The sequence below is a fragment of the Klebsiella sp. 10 genome, from assembly GCF_018223925.1.
Classification (GTDB): domain Bacteria; phylum Pseudomonadota; class Gammaproteobacteria; order Enterobacterales; family Enterobacteriaceae; genus Klebsiella; species Klebsiella pneumoniae.
Genome location: NZ_JAGRRB010000012.1, coordinates 288728 through 306022, shown reverse-complemented (window position 1 = coordinate 306022; position 17295 = coordinate 288728). Strand labels below are relative to the sequence as shown.

The following is a 17295-nucleotide window of genomic DNA, read 5'->3' as shown; positions in this document are numbered from 1 at the left end:
AAAATATCCGGTCGTCGTCGCGTCACAGTACGACGTTTTTTCTGCGGCGGAATACGATAAAAAGTAGTTGATCTGGTACGAACTAACTCTTATTTTGCTTCACAGTTTTCAAAATGAGATAAAACTGATGCCTGTCATTATTGCCAGTAGTGTTAAAGAAGCCAAAGCGTTAATTAACGGTGGAAAATACAGGGAAATTATTCTTAACTTCGATATTGATGCCGATGACTTTTTCTCTCTCGCCAGCCATTCCGCCGGAACTAAAATCTCCATCGCCGACCGCAACGATCGCTCTCCGGTAGAATCAGCAAAATAATTAACCCGCGAGGGACGTCTATGTGGTTGTTTATTGGAACCTTTGCGCTGGCTTTTCTCGCAGCGCTGATGCTGGTCTGGCTCGATGACCGGATCGCCGAAACGGATTGACCCTGCGCTGGACGTTAACGTCACGCAGGGCTGCGCGCCGCCGAAAAGCGGCGCACAGCAGAGACGTTACAGGGAGGCCGCCAGCCGCTCAACGGCCGTCAGCAATCCGGCTTCTGACACCGTGGAGTAAGAAAGACGCAGGGTACGGGTATCCGGCTTATCGTGATAGAACGCTTCACCCGGGACGTACACCACGCCGTTTTCCAGCGTTTTCTTCATCCATTCCATGGTATCGAACGGATAGCGGAAACGCGCCCACAGGAACATCCCCCCCTGCGGGCGGCTGAATTCCAGGTGCTCGCCAAGGCGGCTTTCCAGCGCATCGGCCAGCGCCACGCACTTCTTGCGGTAGTCTTCGCGAATCAACGCAATCTGGTTATCCAGCCGGTTCAGACTGAGGTATTCCGCAGTGATCACCTGCGACAGCATATTGGTATGCAGATCCGCCGCCTGCTTCACAATCACCGTCTGCTGCGCCAGCCAGTCCGGCATGACGATCCAGCCGATGCGCATTCCCGGCGCGAGGATCTTCGAAAAGGTCGAGGTGTAAACCACCTGATCTTCACAGCCCAGCTCGACAGCATGCTGATAGAGCGGGCGCCGAACGGCGTCAGTAAAGCTAATTTCGCCGTAGGGATCGTCTTCCAGAATGACGAAATCATATTTTTTCGCCAGCTCAACCAGCCGGCGACGACGCGCCTCGCTCAGCGTTTTGCCGCCGGGATTGCCGAACGTCGGCACCAGGTAAACAGCTTTGACGCGGGTGGTCTCCAGCAGGTCGGCCAGCTGCTCCACCAGCATCCCGTCATCGTCGGTGTCAACGCTGAGAATATTGGCCTGCGCCAGCTGAAATACCTGCAGCGCCGCCAGATAAGTGGGACGCTCAACGACGATAGTATCGCCCGGATCGAGCAGCGTACGGGTAACGATATCCAGCGATTGCTGGGAGCCGGAGGTGATATAGACCTGGGCGGCTGAACAGGCGACGCCACGGGAGTGGCAAATTTCACTCACCGCCTGGCGCAGCGGCGGGTAGCCTTCCGTCAGACCGTACTGGAATGCGTCATTAAAACGCTCGCTCATCACCTTCTGCACCGCCAGCTCCAGGCCTTCGGTATCAAACAGTTCCGGGGCCGGAATGCCGCCGCCAAGCGAAATCACGCCGGGCAGTTTACTGTGCTTGAGAAGTTCGCGGACGGCGGAGGGCTTGAGTTCACCCGCGCGGGCGGCGAGACGCCGATCGTGCATACTATTTTCCTTTTCTGTCTTGTTGTTGTGTTAATTATCTTGGCTTTGTTGCAGGTGCTCCCCGGCAGCGCTTACCATGCCGGGGCTATCCTTTTCAGTACGTTGTCACCCGGACAGGGGTATGCCGCTACCCGGGTTTCGTACGTCATGCTTTGTCTTTCAAAACGATTAACGGCTCGATATCGCTCTCTTTTTTCACCACCAGCGACGAATCGCCGCGCAGGCAGGTACCGCCGTAGTTACCGCCGACGGTAAATGTGCACACCTGAATGTACTTACCGTCCACTTTCGGCAGGCACCACAGCTGCTGGTAGATATTCTTGCGATCGACAAACTGGCCGCTGGTCTTATCCAGAAGTTCATCCTGAGGGCCGATCAGGTCGATATTGTTCCCGCAGCGCCCGGAAATAGGCTTCACCGCATAGCCGGTTTTCGCCAGCTCGTCGTTAACCTCAAAATCGGTATCCAGCAGATAGCGATGATGCGGGAACAGCGACCACAGCACCGGCAGAATGGCTTTGTTGCCGGGGATCACCGTCCACAGGGGTTCGAATACCAATACTTCAGGACGCAGCAGGACGTCAATCAGCCGCACCTCATTCTGCGGATGTCCGGTACGAATCGGTACCGCCGCGTACTCCTCGGCGCTGACTTCACGCACCTGCTCAATGGCGGTTTCCCATGCCCAGGTTTTCCAGACGCAGTTGACCAGCCGCCCGTCGGCGTCGATCAGCTGACCGGCAGCGTCCCAGCGCAGCTCATCAAGGCCAAAGAGAATTTTGCTCTCAAAACCGGCCTGGGTCAGCGAACGCTGAATAAACTGCGCGTGGTAGTTCTCTTCCAGATCCTTGTCCTGCATGATGTGGACGAAGGGCCGCGCCCGGCTGTGTTTCCACGCCCCCGCCAGCTCATCGAGCAGACCTTCCGCCGGATTGTGGCCGGTGCCGTAGTAGCCCTGCTTCAGCCACTGTTCGAGGATCAGCCCGCCTTCGGTATGGCAGGAAGCGGAATCGGCATTGTACTCGTACACCTTCAGCCCGCGCTCGTCCATGCAAAAATCCATGCGCCCGGTGATCATATGATGACGGCGGCGCTGCCACGAGAGGCGCAGACGAGGCCAGAGAATTTTCGGAATATCGAACAGCGCCAGCAGGTTGTCATCCTTCATCACCTTATCGGTGGCGTGCAGATACATCAGGTGCAGCTCGTTGGTGGCTTTGATCAGCTCCTGTTCGGCACTTTCGCTGATGGTGAAATACTGATAGGGATCCTGGTTGATGAAATGACCGTTGGCTGCCACATAGGCTTTCTGCAGCGGGTCTTTCTCGTTCAGCCATTTACCGCGAAACTGGCCGTTGTTTGGCAGCCGCGCGCCTTTGATGGCCATCGCCTCGCCCGGCAGCACCGGCTGCGGCAGGCTGTGTTCGGTATCGGCGGTCTGGATCATCCAGCCTAAAATTTCGGTATCGGCAAAGGTATCTTTGATGGTGTACCGGCCGTCGTTGACCTCGAGGGTCAGCTCGCGGGTCCACTGCTGGCCCTGCGGCAGCGGCGAGTGAATCACGTTCTGCTCGGCGATACGCACCTTATTGCCGACAAGCTGGGTGATCACCGCCACATGGCCGGTGTGCTTAAACTCGCCCCCCTTCTGCCAGATCAGCAGCGAACCAGCGATAGGCGGACGGCGGGAGCCGTTGGCGAAGGCCTGCAGCGGCAGAATATTGTCATTGACCACTTCGCGCAGGAAACGCAGGGAGAAGATTTCATAAGCCATCCCCACATCGGTGAAGACAAAGCCATAGGTCAGGAACAGAAAGCGGCGCGCAAACTCCACGCACTGCCATTTATGCCCCATATACTCATTACCGATGTAGCTGCGAAACGTCGCGTCATCCGGGTAGTCCTGCGGATTTAAGCTACTGTAATTCGATGAATAAATCGCTACGCCACCGGGTGCATAGCCTAACAATGTCCCAAACGGGGCGTCACTGCTTGTCGATCCTTTGCTCATTTAGCCTGACCTCAAATTAATGCAGCCCGGGCAGTTGGCGAAACAAAACTCCCTCTTCTTATCCTGCCGCAGGCACTTACCAGACAGAGGTGTAACGATGATACCACTCATTCGTTTCGCTAATCGTGCCGTTAAGGAAAATAACCCTGCAGCCGGAAACAAAAGTGATATCGTTATCGGTGATATAACAAAAAAACAACGCAACATCAGGAGTCGACAATGAGCACACCCTCGCATCTGAATGCCCAACCGCTGGTCTGGGGACACGGCCCGCGGACGTTTGAGGTGTTCCTTGAGCCCACCTGCCCCTACTCTGTCCGCGCGTTTAATAAACTCGACGATCTGCTCGATAAGGTCGGCGCCGATAACGTGACCATCAAGATACGCCTGCAGTCGCAGCCGTGGCATCTGTTCTCCGGGGTTATCGTCCGCTGCATCCTCGCCGCGTCCACCCTGCCGCACGGCAGAGAGCAGGCGCATAAGGTGATGCAGGCCGTGGCCGACCATCGGGAAGAGTTTGAGTTTACCGATCACTGCAGCGGGCCGAATATGAACGCCACGCCGCAGCAAATCATTGAGCGCATTGAACGCTACAGTCACGTGCTGCTGGGGGCCGCCTTTGCCCGCCCGGAGCTGCAGGACGTGATCAAGTGGCACAGTAAATACGCCCGTCAGAACGGCATCCATGTCTCGCCGACCTTTATGGTCAACGGCCTGGTGCAGCCGGATCTGGGCAGCGGCGATGATGTCAGCGTGTGGGCCGCGCGGATTATGGCCTGAGGTCACCTGCTACACTTTTTGTACATCCACGAAAAAGGCAAACCAGCATGTCAGAGCAAAACTACCAGCCACCAAAAGTGTGGGAATGGAAGCAAAACAGCGGCGGCGCGTTCGCCAACATCAACCGTCCCGTTTCCGGCGCGACTCATGAACGCGTCCTGCCGGTGGGAACCCATCCGCTCCAGCTATACTCACTCGGCACGCCCAACGGCCAGAAGGTGACGATCATGCTGGAAGAGCTGCTGGCGCTGGGCGTCAGCGGCGCGGAGTACGACGCCTGGCTGATACGCATTGGCGAAGGGGATCAGTTTTCCAGCGGCTTTGTCGAGATCAACCCGAACTCGAAGATCCCGGCCCTCAGCGACCATTCCACCACGCCGCCGACCCGGGTATTTGAGTCCGGCAACATTCTCCTGTATTTAGCGGAAAAATTTGGTTTCTTCCTGCCGAAAGATCCTGCCGGTCGCACCGAAACCCTCAACTGGCTGTTCTGGCTGCAGGGCGCGGCACCGTTCCTCGGCGGCGGCTTCGGCCACTTCTATAACTATGCGCCAGTGAAGATCGAGTACGCGATCGACCGCTTTACGATGGAAGCCAAACGCCAGCTCGACGTGCTGGACAAACAGCTCGCCCGCGGTCGCTATGTGGCCGGCGAGGAGTACACCATCGCCGATATGGCTGTCTGGCCGTGGTATGGCAACGTAGTGCTGGGCAATGTCTATAACGCGGCGGAGTTCCTCGACGCCGGGAGCTATAAAAACGTGCTGCGCTGGGCGCAGGATGTCGGCAACCGCCCGGCCGTCAAGCGCGGACGCATCGTCAACCGCACCAACGGCCCGCTCAATGAGCAGCTGCATGAGCGCCATGACGCCCGCGACTTTGACACCCAAACGGAAGATAAGCGCCAGGCGTAAGATCTTCACCCTTTCCCGTTGACGGGAAAGGGTTCCCACTACAGGACGGTTCCGCCTGCGAAGCCGTCCTGTTTAGCTTTCCAGCCGATAGCCCGCCAGAAAATAGCGCATCGCCATACCCGACCCACCTTCTTTGAAGAAATCCATCACCATATCCCTGTCCAGGCCATAGCGACGGGTGAGGATCCCCGCTTCCCAGGCGCTGAGCTGGCGGTCGCCGGTTTTTTCAAACATGCGGTGCGAGTAGCCGAGCACAAACCCGCGTTTATAGTCGGCGCAAAAATTCGCCGCATGCGCGGCGGTGTCAGCATAGGATGCCTGTAGCCCCGCCATTAAGCCTTTGCCAAAATGATTTTCCATCGCGCCCTCCCAATCGTTATATAATAAATTATATAGCGTTTTTTTGAGCGAGCGGTAGCGCTATTTATGACGGTTGCGCTAGCGTAAATACTTCTCAAACCATGCCAGCGTGCGTTGCCAGGCCAGATCAGCCGCAGCCCGATCGTAGCGCGGCGTGGAATCATTATGAAAGCCGTGATTCACGCCCTGATAGAAATAGGCCTCGTAGACTTTATGGTGTTCCTTCAACGCCTGTTCATAGGCAGGCCAGCCTTCATTAATGCCGCTATCGAGGCCGGCATAGTGCAGCAGCAGCGGTGCTTTAATTTTATCAACCTCCTTCAGCGGCGGCTGGCGACCGTAAAACGGCACCGCGCAGGCCAGCTCCGGGATAGCCACCGCCGCCGCGTTGCTGACGCCGCCGCCGTAGCAAAAACCGGTGATACCGACCTTCCCCGTCGCCTGTGGATAGTTCGCCATAAACGCGACCGCCGCAAAAAAATCATTCATCAGCTTCACGGGATCGACTTTCTGCTGTAGGGCGCGGCCTTCATCATCATTCCCCGGATAGCCGCCGACGGCGCTCAGGCCATCCGGCGCCAGCGCGATGTACCCCGCTTTCGCTACCCGCCGGGCTACATCTTCAATATAGGGGTTCAGGCCGCGGTTCTCATGCACCACCACCACAGCGGGCGCTTTGTCGGCTATTTTTGTCGGCGTCACCAGGTAAGCCCGCACTTCGCCGTGACCGTCAGGAGAGGGATAATGAATATACTCCGGGCGGATATCCGGGTCGGTGAACGGTACCTGCTCTGCCAGGGCATAATCGGGCTTCAGCAGATTAAACAGCGCCAGCGCGGTCATCCCGCCGACAGTATATTTCCCCGCCAGCTGGAGAAACTCGCGTTTACTGATTTTGCCGTGGGCATAGTAGTCATAATATTCGAGCAACTGCTGCGGGAAATCTTTGGCCGTTAATCGCGTCATCACCCTGCCTCCGTTGTTAAGCGCTCTTTAAGCAAAGCAGAAGCCCGGACATACGCCAGCCCAGAAAAGCATGATACGGGGAGAAACAGCCCAGCGGCTAACACCGCCGGGAGAGAAGGGATCAGTGTTTCACTTTGGTCAGACGATCAAGGTAGCCCATCACAAAGGCCGAAAGCACGAAGGTCAGGTGGATAATCACGTACCACATCAGCTTATTGTCCGGGACGTTTTTCGCATCCATAAACACCCGCAGCAGGTGAATAGAGGAGATCGCCACGATGGAGGCGGCAACCTTATTTTTCAGCGAAGTCGCGTCCATTTTGCCCAGCCAGCTGAGTTTTTCTTTACCCTCGTTAATATCCAGCTGCGAGACAAAATTTTCATACCCGGAGAACATCACCATCACCAGCAAACCGCCCACCAGGGTCATATCCACCAGCGACAGCAGGGTCAGAATCATATCCGACTCGCTGACGCTAAAAATATGCGGCAGTATGTGGAAGATCTCCTGAAAAAATTTGATGGTCAGCGCAATCAGACCGAGCGAGAGGCCAAAATAAACCGGCGCCAGCAGCCAGCGCGAGGCGTACATAGCATTTTCCAGAAAGCGTTCCATAAGATCCTGTCAGTTAACATAAACGGCCGCCATTATATCGCAACAGGGTAACGCTTATGCAACATCAGCCGCCCGCGTCATCTGCAGGCGGCCAGAAACGGTTTCTTTAAAGTATGACCTCAAAGTCCTGCAAAGCGGAGTAGCCCTCGCTTTGTAGGCCAACCATTGAAGCAGCCAGCAGGCCAAATTTCGCGCCGACCCATTTTCCCTTCCCGGCAGCAAAACAAAGAGGAACCTTCCGCCACTCCTCCTCGGCTCGCCAGGAAAATTGACACAGTCCGCCTTCGCCTACGGCCACCTGCAGCTGACACTTGCCGCACTTAAGCTCAGCAAGAACCTGACGAGTTTCGCGCACCACGCCCGCATCGCTCATCCAACCGTGTCGCCACACGAGCCGGTAACTCCCTTGCCTAAACTCCACCAGCAAAGCGGCGTAGCGTTCGCCGTATACGATCAGGCCTCCGGCATCACCGTCCTGAGCGGCATATAACGTTACGCTTGTTTTCGCGCTAAAAGTTAGCGCCGGGAATTTCTGCAGCAACAGCTGCGGTGCCCAGTATAACGCTCTCTGTCCATCGACTTCGGATAATGGGACGCAGCGTAATCGAAGTTCGCCTTTCGCCGGCAGCAGCCACTCAGGGCTAGGGTTAGCCTGCCACTGCCACTGTATTCCCGGTTGGCCTTGCGCAAAATAGTCGCTGGTTTGCGGCGCCAATGCCGGTGAAGGCGTTAACCCTTTAGGACGAGGCCAACGTAAAACCGGCTGTCCGACGCCGCAGTTGCCAATCTGCTCCCCGATACGCGGCCAGCCATCGTTACCCCAGGACATCGGCTGGAGGTGAACCACGCGGCCATAGAGGTGTAAGTCCTGGAAATGAACAAACCAGCATTCGCCCTCCTCACCCTCCACCCAGCCGCCCTGATGTGGTCCGTTTATCGAGGTGTTTCCCTGGAAAAGCACGTTTTTGGCTTCCCAGGGCCCCGTCATCTGGCGCGCGCGCAGTACCGTCTGCCAGCCATTTTCAACCCCGCCCGCAGGAGCAAAGATGTAGTACCAACCGGCGCGTTGATAAACCTTTGGCCCCTCAAGGGTAGGTAAATCGCAGCAGCCGTCATAGATAATCTGCCCTTCGCCCAGCAATTCGCTGGCGTCCGGCGCCATCGCAAACAACTGCAGTTTATGCTTGATGCCGCTGCGGCTATGGGCGAAGGCATGTACCAACCAGGCCTGACCATTGTCGTCCCAGAACGGGCAGGGATCTATCCAACCTCTGGCCTCGCGCAGGCAGTGCGGAGCGCTCCATTTCCCCCACGGATCCTCGGTATGGCAGATAAAAATACCTTCATCTGGCGTGCTGAAGCAGACCCACAGCTTGCCATCGTGCCAGCGAATCGACGGCGCCCATACGCCCTTACCCGGCTGATACCGGTCATAACCAGGTAGCGGCAGTTCATCCATAACGTGGTTGATGATAGTCCAATTAACCAGGTCCGTTGAATGCAGGATCGGTAAAGCGGGCACATGGTTAAAACTGGAAGAGACCATAAAGAAATCATCGCCTACGCGCACGATATCCGGGTCGGAATAATCGGCGCATAAGATAGGATTTTGGTATTCAGAAGGGGTCATATTTCGCATCTCCTCAGGCCTTTTCCGGAACGGCGTTTAGCGGCAAATGCGTCTCTGAATGCCCCTGCTGCTGACGCATGGACAGCTCGCGCTGAATTGTCTGCATCATTTTGTCATCCAGCTTATAGAAACGCGCCAGCCACCACAGGAGCAGGTAAGATAGTGATGGACCGAGGGTTAACAGCCCCACAATTCCCATTGTCGCCAGCGGAGTCTGCGCCGTTACGCCCGCCTGATAGCCAAATAGCCCAAGCGAAAAACCTACGGCGGCGCCAGCAACCGCCATGCCCATTTTCAAAGCAAACAGATTACCGGAATAGGATAATCCCGTGATGCGACGGCCAAACTTCCATTCGCCATAATCGGCAGCGTTGGCCATCATGTTCCATTTAAACGGCTGGTACATCGGATGGAAGAAGCCGACCAGGAAGTATAAAGGGAACACCACCGGCAGCCAGGTCGGCGGCACAAAGAACATTACGACGCCAACGAGGACCAGCAGGAGGTTGATATTTTTAAACAGCGATACCGCGCGATAGCGCTTGGCCAGCCATCCGGCGGCGATGCTGCCGATAATCGTGCCAACGACGCTGGTGGAAACAAATGCTGATTTCATGGCCGTTCCCGCCGCTGACTCCACACCGCCTAACATCAGGTAGGTTGCATAATAGAGCGTGGCGGCGCTGCGCATAACCCCGGCCATACTGGAGAAAAAAGTAATTATCGCCACAATACGCCACTGGTCATTCGCCAGCAGCTGACGGAGGTCTTCGCGTATGCTCCCCTGCTGTTCAACAGCTGGAGCCACGCGTTCTTTGGTAGAGAAGAAGCAAAAAGCCAGCATTACAATAGCGATCGCGCCCATGATTCCCATTGTCGCCTGAAAACCAAACTGCTTATTTTCTTTACCGAAAAAATCCACCAGGAACAGGGTTGCGACAGAAACCATCAGACCGGCCAGAGATGAGATCGTAAAACGATATGACTGGGCTGAAAGGCGATCCTTCTCATCACGCGTAATGACTCCGCCCAATGCGCAGTAGGGAATATTGATAAAGGTGTAACACAGCATGAGTAAGGTGTAGGTCAGGTAGGCATAAACCAGTTTACCCGATGCGCCAAATTCCGGAGTCGTGAAGGTCATTACCGCCAGCACGGCATAAGGTACGGCAAACCAGATAAGCCACGGGCGAAAATGGCCCCAGCGGGTCTTTACACGGTCTGCAACAATGCCGGTTAGCGGATCGGTAATCGCATCCAGAACCCGCGTCACCAGGAACATCACTCCGACTGCGGCAGCAGAAAGCCCGTAAATATCCGTATAAAACCATGTCAGAAACATGGTTACCGAAGAGTAAACGATACCGCAGGCTGCATCCCCCATGCCATATCCCAGCTTCTCCGCAAATGACAGTTTATTATCGTGATTCACAATATAATCCCTCTCAGATGAAGTGGTATTCACTGTAGAGGCAGGATAAAAACTATCCTATTGTCATTTTTCGCATCGGGTTTATGTTTTCTGTTAACTGAGAAAGTTGTCACACATCTATAAGATTGGTCTTACAAGTTATTGCGCCACCTATTAAAAAGCTGGCGCAAGGCCAGCCTGAGGAGAAAAGTGGAAAGGGGGAGGTTACTTCGCTTTGACGGTCTCTTCGCCCACCAGCCCGATCTTGAGATAGCCCGCCTGATGCAGGGTATCCATCACTTTCATCATCGTCTCGTAATCGACGGTTTTATCCGCGCGGAAGAAGACGGTGGTATCTTTTTTGCCGGCGGTCAGGCTATCCAGGGCGTTAATCATATTCGCTTCGGTAACCGGGTCGTTGCCGAGGAACATGCTCTTATCCGCCTTCACCGACAGGTAGATGGGTTTTTCCGGTCGCGGTTGCGGCTGGCTGGAGGAGGCCGGCAGATTGACCTTCACGTCGACCGTCGCCAGCGGCGCGGCCACCATAAAGATAATCAGCAGAACCAGCATGACGTCGATAAACGGCGTCACGTTGATCTCATGCATTTCGCCGTTATCGTCCAGGTTTTCATTAAGACGCATCGCCATAGCCGATCAACCTACCCGTAATTTCTGCGCGCTGCGCACCGGCTTCACGCCGCTGGCGCTGAGGTCCAGATCGCGGCTTTGCAGCAGGAGTACCTGAGCGGCGACGTCGCCGAGCGAGGCCTTGTAGCTGCCGATCATGCGGGCGAAGATGTTATAGATGACCACCGCCGGGATGGCGGCGAACAGGCCGATGGCCGTCGCCAGCAGCGCTTCTGCGATGCCCGGCGCTACCACCGCAAGATTGGTGGTCTGGGTCTGGGCGATGCCGATAAAGCTGTTCATGATGCCCCAGACGGTACCAAACAGGCCCACAAACGGGGAAATGGCGCCGATGGTCGCCAGATAGCCGTTACCGCGCCCCATATGGCGACCGACCGCCGCAACGCGGCGCTCAAGTCGAAAACCGGTTCGTTCCTTGATGCCTTCATTGTCTTCGGCACCGGCAGAGAGTTCGAGTTCGTTCTGCGCTTCATTGATAAGCTGGGTGGTGAGGCTTTTCGCCTCAAAGGCGCTGGCGATATCGCTGGCCTGATCGAGAGAGCGGGCTTCCGCCAGCTGCTGCTGTTCACGTTTGAGGCGACGCTTGCTGGCGAGGATTTCCGCCCCTTTACCGAAGAAGATGGCCCATGTGACGACCGACGCCAGAATCAGGCCAATCATCACCACCTTAACGACAATATCGGCATGATGATACATACCCCAAACGGAGAGATCCGCCTGCATCAAATTATTACCCACGCTCTATCTCCACGACGATAATCACAAAATCTGCCCACAATAATATCAAAACGACATCGAATTGATAGTGGTTCTCATTAGTATTTACACTGTGCAGCAAATCACGTTTATTTTCCTTGCGCTTACGCAGTAAAAAAGCGGCTAACCGCGGGCCTGGTAAAATTTTCGCCTGTATCGGCGGTGCGCTGGTACAGAAAAGCAGATTCATGTTAGTTTAGACGTCCAGACGTATAAAAACAGGTCCGTCAACATGGCTGATAAACATCTTGATACCGCGCTGGTCAACGCCGGGCGGAGCAAAAAGTACACCCAGGGCTCAGTGAACAGCGTTATCCAGCGCGCGTCATCGCTGGTTTTCGACACCGTCGAGGCCAAAAAGCACGCCACCCGCAATCGGGCCAACGGCGAGCTGTTCTACGGTCGTCGCGGCACCCTGACCCATTTCTCGCTGCAGGAAGCGATGTGCGAGCTGGAAGGCGGCGCCGGCTGCGCCCTCTTCCCCTGCGGCGCCGCGGCGGTGGCTAACACTATCCTGGCGTTTGTCGAGCAAGGCGACCATGTGCTGATGACCAATACCGCCTATGAGCCAAGCCAGGACTTTTGTACCAAAATTCTCGCCAAACTCGGCGTCACCACCAGCTGGTTCGATCCCTTAATCGGCGCCGATATCGCCCGTCTGGTTCGCCCTGAGACCCGCGTGGTGTTCCTCGAATCGCCCGGCTCGATCACCATGGAAGTGCACGATGTGCCGGCGATAGTCGCCGCCGTGCGTCAGGTCGCCCCGGAAGCGATTATCATGATCGATAACACCTGGGCGGCGGGGATCCTGTTTAAAGCCCTGGATTTTGGCATTGATATTTCCATTCAGGCAGGCACCAAATACCTGATCGGCCATTCCGACGCCATGGTGGGCACCGCGGTGGCGAACGCGCGCTGCTGGCCGCAGCTGCGTGAAAATGCCTACCTGATGGGGCAAATGCTGGACGCCGATACTGCCTATATGACCAGCCGCGGCCTGCGCACCCTGGGCGTGCGCCTGCGTCAGCATCATGAAAGCAGCCTGCGCATCGCCGAGTGGCTGGCGCAGCACCCGCAGGTGGCGCGGGTAAACCACCCCGCCCTGCCCGGCAGTAAAGGTCATGAGTTCTGGAAACGTGATTTCACCGGCAGCAGCGGGCTATTCTCGTTTGTGCTCAGCAAGCGCCTCAATGATGCCGAACTGGCGGAGTACCTCGACAATTTCAGCCTGTTCAGTATGGCCTATTCGTGGGGCGGCTTTGAGTCGCTGATTCTCGCCAACCAGCCGGAGCAAATCGCCCACATTCGACCGGATGCTGAAGTCGACTTCAGCGGCACGCTGATCCGCCTGCACATTGGTCTCGAAAATGTTGACGATCTGCAGGCGGATTTAGCAGCGGGCTTCGCGCGTATCGTGTAAAGTGACAGTCAGTGGCAACAATAGCGGACGCTTTTTAGCAAAGCGGCCGCTTTTGTTGCGCCCGGGATCAAGGTGCTCGGGCCTCTTCAGGAGTACACTAGTCAACAATACGGTACCACTTAGGAAAGTCCATGGTTGTCATTCAAGAGATTGTCGCCGCGCTGTGGCAACATGATTTTGCCGCATTGGCGAACCCTCACGTTGTGGGCGTTGTATATCTGGTTATGTTCGCGACCCTGTTTCTGGAAAACGGGCTGCTGCCCGCCTCCTTTTTACCGGGAGACAGCCTGCTGCTGCTCGCCGGCGCGCTGATTGCTAAAGGCGTCATGGACTTTGTGCCCACTATCGCCATTCTGACCGCCGCCGCCAGCCTCGGCTGCTGGCTGAGCTATGTGCAAGGGCGCTGGCTGGGCAATACGCAAACGGTGAAAGGCTGGCTGGCGCATCTGCCGCATAAGTACCATCAGCGCGCCACCTGCATGTTTGACCGCCACGGCCTGCTGGCGCTGCTCGCGGGCCGTTTTCTGGCGTTTGTCCGCACCCTGCTGCCAACCATGGCCGGGATTTCTGGCCTGCCGAACCGCCGCTTCCAGTTCTTCAACTGGCTGAGCGCCCTGCTGTGGGTCTGTGTGGTGACGGGTCTTGGCTATGCGCTGAGCATGATCCCGTTTGTGAAGCGCCATGAAGATCAGGTGATGACCTGTCTGATGATCCTGCCGATTGCCCTGCTGCTGGCTGGCCTGCTCGGCACGCTGTTCGTGGTCATTAAAAAGAAATATTGCAGCGCCTGACGCTTATCTGCCGGGGGGCCTGCGCCCGCCCGGCCGCCCTTTCCCGGTATTACATCCCCTGCATCGTGCGAATACGCGCGGCGTCTTCTCCCGGCGTCAAACCGAAGTAGCGCTTAAACTCGCGGCTGAACTGCGAAGGGCTTTCATATCCCACGCGCATCGCCGCCGCGCTGGCCTTCATGCCGTCATGGATCATCAGCATTCGTGCTTTGTGCAAACGGTAGTTTTTCAGATACTGCAAAGGAGAAGTGCTGGTCACCGCTTTAAAATTATGGTGAAACGCTGACACACTCATATTCGCTTCCGCCGCCAGCCGATCGACGCTGAGGTTTTCGGTGTACTGGCTTTCGATATGCTTGAGCACGCGACTTATCAGGCTGAAGTGGGTCTGCCGGCTGACCAGCGCCAACAGCGCGCCGCCGCAGGGCCCCGTCAGCACATAATACAGAATTTCGCGGACGATTTGCTTGCCAAGGATCCGTGCGTCCAGCGGCCGCTCCATCACGTCAAGCAGCCGTTCGGCAGCGCACAGAATATCCTCCGAGAGTACCGCGGAGTTTATCCCGCTGGAGGCGACCGCGGGCTGAAACAGCGGATCTTCGCCAATATCCATCAGCAGCTCTTGCAGTTGCAGGATATCGACGTTCAGGCGCATCCCGGCGAGGGGCACCTCCGGGGTGGCAAAGGTTTCGCACTCGAAAGGTAGCGGCACGGTCAGCAGTAAATATTCGTTTGTATCGTAGCGAAAAGTCCGCTCATTGATATAACCAATTTTATGGCCCGAAAAGAGAAAAACGATCCCCGGCTGATACATCACCGGCGTCCGGGGCCCCGGTTGCGTTCCGTACAGCAAACGGACGTCAGGCAGCAACGAACTGAACATTTCGTGCTTATCTTTCAGCAGGTTAATCTTCTCCGTTAATGTCCGACATATCTCTGCGTGTTGCATTGCCACCGTCTCTCCCGATGTTTCTTCACCTGTACATTGTGCGCAGGCCGCTACAAATTCTCCAGCCATATGGAGAAATAGGCAAGACATCGGCAGGAATGTGCATTGAGGGTCAACGGCGCCAGGACCACAATAACCTTCATCGGGCAGCGGTATCGTCCCTGTCGACGGTTTTACTCTTTGGAGGACTTAAGCAATGAATAATTTCGACCTGCATACCCCAACCCGCATTCTGTTTGGCAAAGGCGCGATTGAAAAGCTGCGTGAACAGATCCCGGCGGAAGCCCGCGTACTGATCACCTACGGCGGCGGCAGCGTCAAAAAAACAGGCGTCCTGGATCAGGTCCTCACCGCTCTGAATGGCCTGGATGTCCTTGAATTTGACGGCATCGAGCCGAACCCGTCTTACGAAACCCTGATGAATGCGGTGAAACTCGCCCGGGAAGAGAAAGTGACCTTCCTGCTGGCGGTCGGCGGCGGTTCGGTGCTGGATGGCACCAAGTTTATCGCTGCAGCAGCCCACTACGACGCGGATATCGATCCGTGGGAAATTCTGGAAACCTATGGCAGCAAAATTGCCAGCGCCATTCCAATGGGCTCGGTACTGACTCTGCCGGCGACCGGTTCTGAATCCAACAAAGGCGCGGTCATATCGCGGAAAACCACCGGCGACAAACGCGCGTTTATGTCTTCGCACGTCCAGCCGCAGTTCGCGATCCTCGATCCGGTTTATACCTATACCCTGCCACCGCGCCAGGTCGCGAACGGCGTGGTTGACGCCTTCGTCCATACCGTCGAGCAGTACGTGACCTACCCGGTTGACGGCAAAATCCAGGACCGCTTCGCCGAAGGCATTCTCCTGACCCTGATCGAGGATGGCCCGAAAGCCCTGCAGGAACCGGAGAACTATAACGTGCGCGCCAATATTATGTGGGCGGCGACGCAGGCGCTGAACGGCCTGATCGGCGCAGGCGTGCCACAGGACTGGGCGACGCATATGCTCGGCCACGAGCTGACGGCGATGCACGGCCTGGATCACGCCCAGACGCTGGCTATCGTGCTGCCGGCGCTGTGGAATGAGAAACGCGATGCCAAGCGCGAGAAGCTGCTGCAGTATGCCGAGCGCGTGTGGAATCTTACCGAAGGCTCTGACGACCAACGTATCGATGCCGCCATCGCCGCAACGCGTCAGTTCTTCGAGCAGATGGGCGTGCCGACCCGCCTTTCCGATTACGGTCTCGACGGTAGCTCCATCCCGGCGCTGCTGGCGAAACTGGAAGAGCACGGCATGACTAAACTTGGCGAACATCAGGATATCACCCTGGACGTCAGCCGCCGTATTTACGAGGCTGCACGCTAAGCGCTCCCCGCCTGATTCACCTCTCCTTACGTTAAACAAACGCCGGGGAGAGGTGTTTTTACTACCGTTTTTAGCTATTTCGTCCAGACTTAATGCTACCCCTCGGCGGATCCTGCTTCGCCGAGTTCATTAACAGGAGGAAGGCATGACACATCCAACCGTTATAAAACTGCACGACGGCAACCTGATGCCGCAGCTGGGTCTCGGCGTGTGGAAAGCTGGCAACGAGGAAGTCGTCTCCGCCATTCATAAGGCGCTGGAAGTCGGTTATCGCTCTTTTGACACCGCCGCCGCGTACCAAAATGAGACCGGCGTCGGCAATGCGCTGCACAGCGCTGGCGTCAACCGCGATGAGCTCTTCATCACCACTAAGCTGTGGAACGACGATCAAAAACGGCCGCACGAGGCGCTGAAAGAGAGCCTCAGCAAACTGAAGCTGGACTATGTGGATCTCTATTTAATCCACTGGCCGGTACCGGCTATCGGCCATTACGTCGAGGCCTGGCAGGCGCTGATCGAGCTGCAGCAGCAGGGGCTGACCAAAAGCATTGGCGTGTGTAATTTCCAGGTACCGCATCTGCAGAAGCTGATTGATGAAACCGGCGTCGCCCCGGTGATCAATCAGATAGAACTCCATCCACTTATGCAGCAGCGTCAGCTGCACGCGTGGAACGCCACCCACAAGATCCAGACCGAATCCTGGAGCCCGCTGGCCCAGGGCGGCGAAGGCGTCTTCGATCAAAAAGTCATCCACCAGCTCGCCGATAAGTACGGCAAAACGCCGGCGCAAATCGTCATCCGCTGGCATCTCGACAGCGGTCTGGTGGTGATCCCGAAATCCGTCACGCCGTCGCGTATCGCGGAAAACTTTGACGTCTGGGACTTCCGTCTCGACAAAGATGAGCTGGGAGCGATCGCGAAGCTGGACCAGGGTAAACGTCTCGGTCCTGACCCGGATCAGTTCGGCGGATAATGCTCTCTCTTGCCATCGCCTTTAGCGCCTCGG

Annotated in this window: 18 protein-coding genes; 7 read left to right on the top strand and 11 right to left on the bottom strand. The window is 56.5% G+C overall.

What is annotated here, in order from left to right:
- The first annotated feature begins 127 nt into the window (after positions 1-127).
- Positions 128-316, top strand: coding sequence for a hypothetical protein (locus KHQ26_RS15060; RefSeq protein ID WP_002916738.1), 189 nt, complete (start codon positions 128-130; stop codon positions 314-316).
- Between the two features lie 176 nt (positions 317-492).
- Here KHQ26_RS15060 and KHQ26_RS15055 read toward each other — a convergent pair whose 3' ends face one another.
- From KHQ26_RS15055 to KHQ26_RS15045, 3 genes are all read right to left on the bottom strand, one after another.
- Entirely contained in the window at positions 493-1674 is a 1182-nt protein-coding gene (locus tag KHQ26_RS15055; protein ID WP_009485591.1) for a PLP-dependent aminotransferase family protein, read from the bottom strand.
- Between the two features lie 145 nt (positions 1675-1819).
- Positions 1820-3685: a bifunctional glutathionylspermidine amidase/synthase gene (gene gss, locus KHQ26_RS15050; protein WP_002916740.1), complete on the bottom strand. Its 1866-nt coding sequence runs from the start codon at positions 3683-3685 to the stop codon at positions 1820-1822.
- 76 nt (positions 3686-3761) lie between these two features.
- Entirely contained in the window at positions 3762-3884 is a 123-nt protein-coding gene (locus KHQ26_RS15045; protein ID WP_004217169.1) for a hypothetical protein, read from the bottom strand.
- A gap of 20 nt (positions 3885-3904) precedes the next feature.
- Between KHQ26_RS15045 and KHQ26_RS15040 the strand changes: the two genes are divergently transcribed.
- Positions 3905-4465, top strand: coding sequence for a DsbA family protein (locus KHQ26_RS15040; RefSeq protein WP_020803701.1), 561 nt, complete (start codon positions 3905-3907; stop codon positions 4463-4465).
- Between the two features lie 47 nt (positions 4466-4512).
- Positions 4513-5379, top strand: a complete 867-nt coding sequence (gene yghU, locus KHQ26_RS15035) for a glutathione-dependent disulfide-bond oxidoreductase (RefSeq protein WP_002916742.1) — start codon at positions 4513-4515, stop codon at positions 5377-5379.
- Positions 5380-5451: 72 nt separating this feature from the next.
- Here yghU and KHQ26_RS15030 read toward each other — a convergent pair whose 3' ends face one another.
- The 7 genes from KHQ26_RS15030 to exbB all read right to left on the bottom strand — a co-directional run bounded on the left by KHQ26_RS15030 (position 5452) and on the right by exbB (position 11751).
- Positions 5452-5739 (bottom strand): DUF2623 domain-containing protein, encoded by a 288-nt coding sequence (locus KHQ26_RS15030; protein WP_002916743.1) that lies wholly within the window; start codon positions 5737-5739, stop codon positions 5452-5454.
- 78 nt (positions 5740-5817) lie between these two features.
- Positions 5818-6705, bottom strand: a complete 888-nt coding sequence (gene yghX, locus KHQ26_RS15025; RefSeq protein ID WP_004144560.1) for a YghX family hydrolase — start codon at positions 6703-6705, stop codon at positions 5818-5820.
- A gap of 121 nt (positions 6706-6826) precedes the next feature.
- Positions 6827-7321 carry a TIGR00645 family protein gene (locus tag KHQ26_RS15020; RefSeq protein WP_004105804.1) on the bottom strand — a complete coding sequence of 165 codons (495 nt, stop codon included), beginning with the start codon at positions 7319-7321 and terminating at the stop codon, positions 6827-6829.
- 106 nt (positions 7322-7427) lie between these two features.
- The gene (locus KHQ26_RS15015; RefSeq protein WP_020803684.1) at positions 7428-8951 is read right to left on the bottom strand and encodes a glycoside hydrolase 43 family protein; all 1524 of its coding nucleotides are present in this window, start codon (positions 8949-8951) and stop codon (positions 7428-7430) included.
- Between the two features lie 13 nt (positions 8952-8964).
- A complete protein-coding gene (locus KHQ26_RS15010; protein WP_049124604.1) occupies positions 8965-10383 on the bottom strand; it encodes a glycoside-pentoside-hexuronide (GPH):cation symporter in 1419 nt (472 codons plus the stop codon).
- A 204-nt stretch (positions 10384-10587) separates the two neighbouring features.
- Positions 10588-11013, bottom strand: a complete 426-nt coding sequence (gene exbD / locus KHQ26_RS15005) for a TonB system transport protein ExbD (RefSeq protein ID WP_002916785.1) — start codon at positions 11011-11013, stop codon at positions 10588-10590.
- A 6-nt stretch (positions 11014-11019) separates the two neighbouring features.
- Positions 11020-11751 (bottom strand): tol-pal system-associated acyl-CoA thioesterase, encoded by a 732-nt coding sequence (exbB, locus tag KHQ26_RS15000; RefSeq protein ID WP_004174395.1) that lies wholly within the window; start codon positions 11749-11751, stop codon positions 11020-11022.
- A gap of 250 nt (positions 11752-12001) precedes the next feature.
- On the opposite strand from exbB, the gene metC reads away from it, so the two are divergent.
- Both metC and yghB read left to right on the top strand, forming a co-directional pair.
- The gene (gene metC, locus KHQ26_RS14995) at positions 12002-13189 is read left to right on the top strand and encodes a cystathionine beta-lyase (protein ID WP_004149836.1); all 1188 of its coding nucleotides are present in this window, start codon (positions 12002-12004) and stop codon (positions 13187-13189) included.
- A gap of 131 nt (positions 13190-13320) precedes the next feature.
- Entirely contained in the window at positions 13321-13980 is a 660-nt protein-coding gene (yghB, locus tag KHQ26_RS14990) for a DedA family general envelope maintenance protein YghB (RefSeq protein ID WP_002916791.1), read from the top strand.
- Between the two features lie 49 nt (positions 13981-14029).
- Here the strand turns inward: yghB and KHQ26_RS14985 are convergent, their stop codons facing one another.
- Positions 14030-14929, bottom strand: a complete 900-nt coding sequence (locus tag KHQ26_RS14985) for an AraC family transcriptional regulator (RefSeq protein WP_032410532.1) — start codon at positions 14927-14929, stop codon at positions 14030-14032.
- 196 nt (positions 14930-15125) lie between these two features.
- Here KHQ26_RS14985 and yqhD point away from each other — a divergent pair, with 196 nt between their 5' ends.
- On the top strand, positions 15126-16289 hold the full coding sequence (gene yqhD, locus KHQ26_RS14980) for an alcohol dehydrogenase (RefSeq protein ID WP_049124607.1): 1164 nt from the start codon (positions 15126-15128) through the stop codon (positions 16287-16289).
- 145 nt (positions 16290-16434) lie between these two features.
- A complete protein-coding gene (gene dkgA / locus KHQ26_RS14975; protein WP_002916796.1) occupies positions 16435-17262 on the top strand; it encodes a 2,5-didehydrogluconate reductase DkgA in 828 nt (275 codons plus the stop codon).
- Positions 17263-17295: the final 33 nt, after the last annotated feature.

Coding starts and splice junctions, on each gene's coding strand:
- KHQ26_RS15060 (WP_002916738.1), top strand. CDS start 128: ATGCCTGTCATTATTGCCAGTAGTGTTAAAGAAGCCAAAGCGTTAATT.
- KHQ26_RS15055 (WP_009485591.1), bottom strand. CDS start 1,674: ATGCACGATCGGCGTCTCGCCGCCCGCGCGGGTGAACTCAAGCCCTCC.
- gss (WP_002916740.1), bottom strand. CDS start 3,685: ATGAGCAAAGGATCGACAAGCAGTGACGCCCCGTTTGGGACATTGTTA.
- KHQ26_RS15040 (WP_020803701.1), top strand. CDS start 3,905: ATGAGCACACCCTCGCATCTGAATGCCCAACCGCTGGTCTGGGGACAC.
- yghU (WP_002916742.1), top strand. CDS start 4,513: ATGTCAGAGCAAAACTACCAGCCACCAAAAGTGTGGGAATGGAAGCAA.
- KHQ26_RS15030 (WP_002916743.1), bottom strand. CDS start 5,739: ATGGAAAATCATTTTGGCAAAGGCTTAATGGCGGGGCTACAGGCATCC.
- yghX (WP_004144560.1), bottom strand. CDS start 6,705: ATGACGCGATTAACGGCCAAAGATTTCCCGCAGCAGTTGCTCGAATAT.
- KHQ26_RS15020 (WP_004105804.1), bottom strand. CDS start 7,321: ATGGAACGCTTTCTGGAAAATGCTATGTACGCCTCGCGCTGGCTGCTG.
- KHQ26_RS15015 (WP_020803684.1), bottom strand. CDS start 8,951: ATGACCCCTTCTGAATACCAAAATCCTATCTTATGCGCCGATTATTCC.
- exbD (WP_002916785.1), bottom strand. CDS start 11,013: ATGGCGATGCGTCTTAATGAAAACCTGGACGATAACGGCGAAATGCAT.
- metC (WP_004149836.1), top strand. CDS start 12,002: ATGGCTGATAAACATCTTGATACCGCGCTGGTCAACGCCGGGCGGAGC.
- yghB (WP_002916791.1), top strand. CDS start 13,321: ATGGTTGTCATTCAAGAGATTGTCGCCGCGCTGTGGCAACATGATTTT.
- KHQ26_RS14985 (WP_032410532.1), bottom strand. CDS start 14,929: ATGCAACACGCAGAGATATGTCGGACATTAACGGAGAAGATTAACCTG.
- yqhD (WP_049124607.1), top strand. CDS start 15,126: ATGAATAATTTCGACCTGCATACCCCAACCCGCATTCTGTTTGGCAAA.
- dkgA (WP_002916796.1), top strand. CDS start 16,435: ATGACACATCCAACCGTTATAAAACTGCACGACGGCAACCTGATGCCG.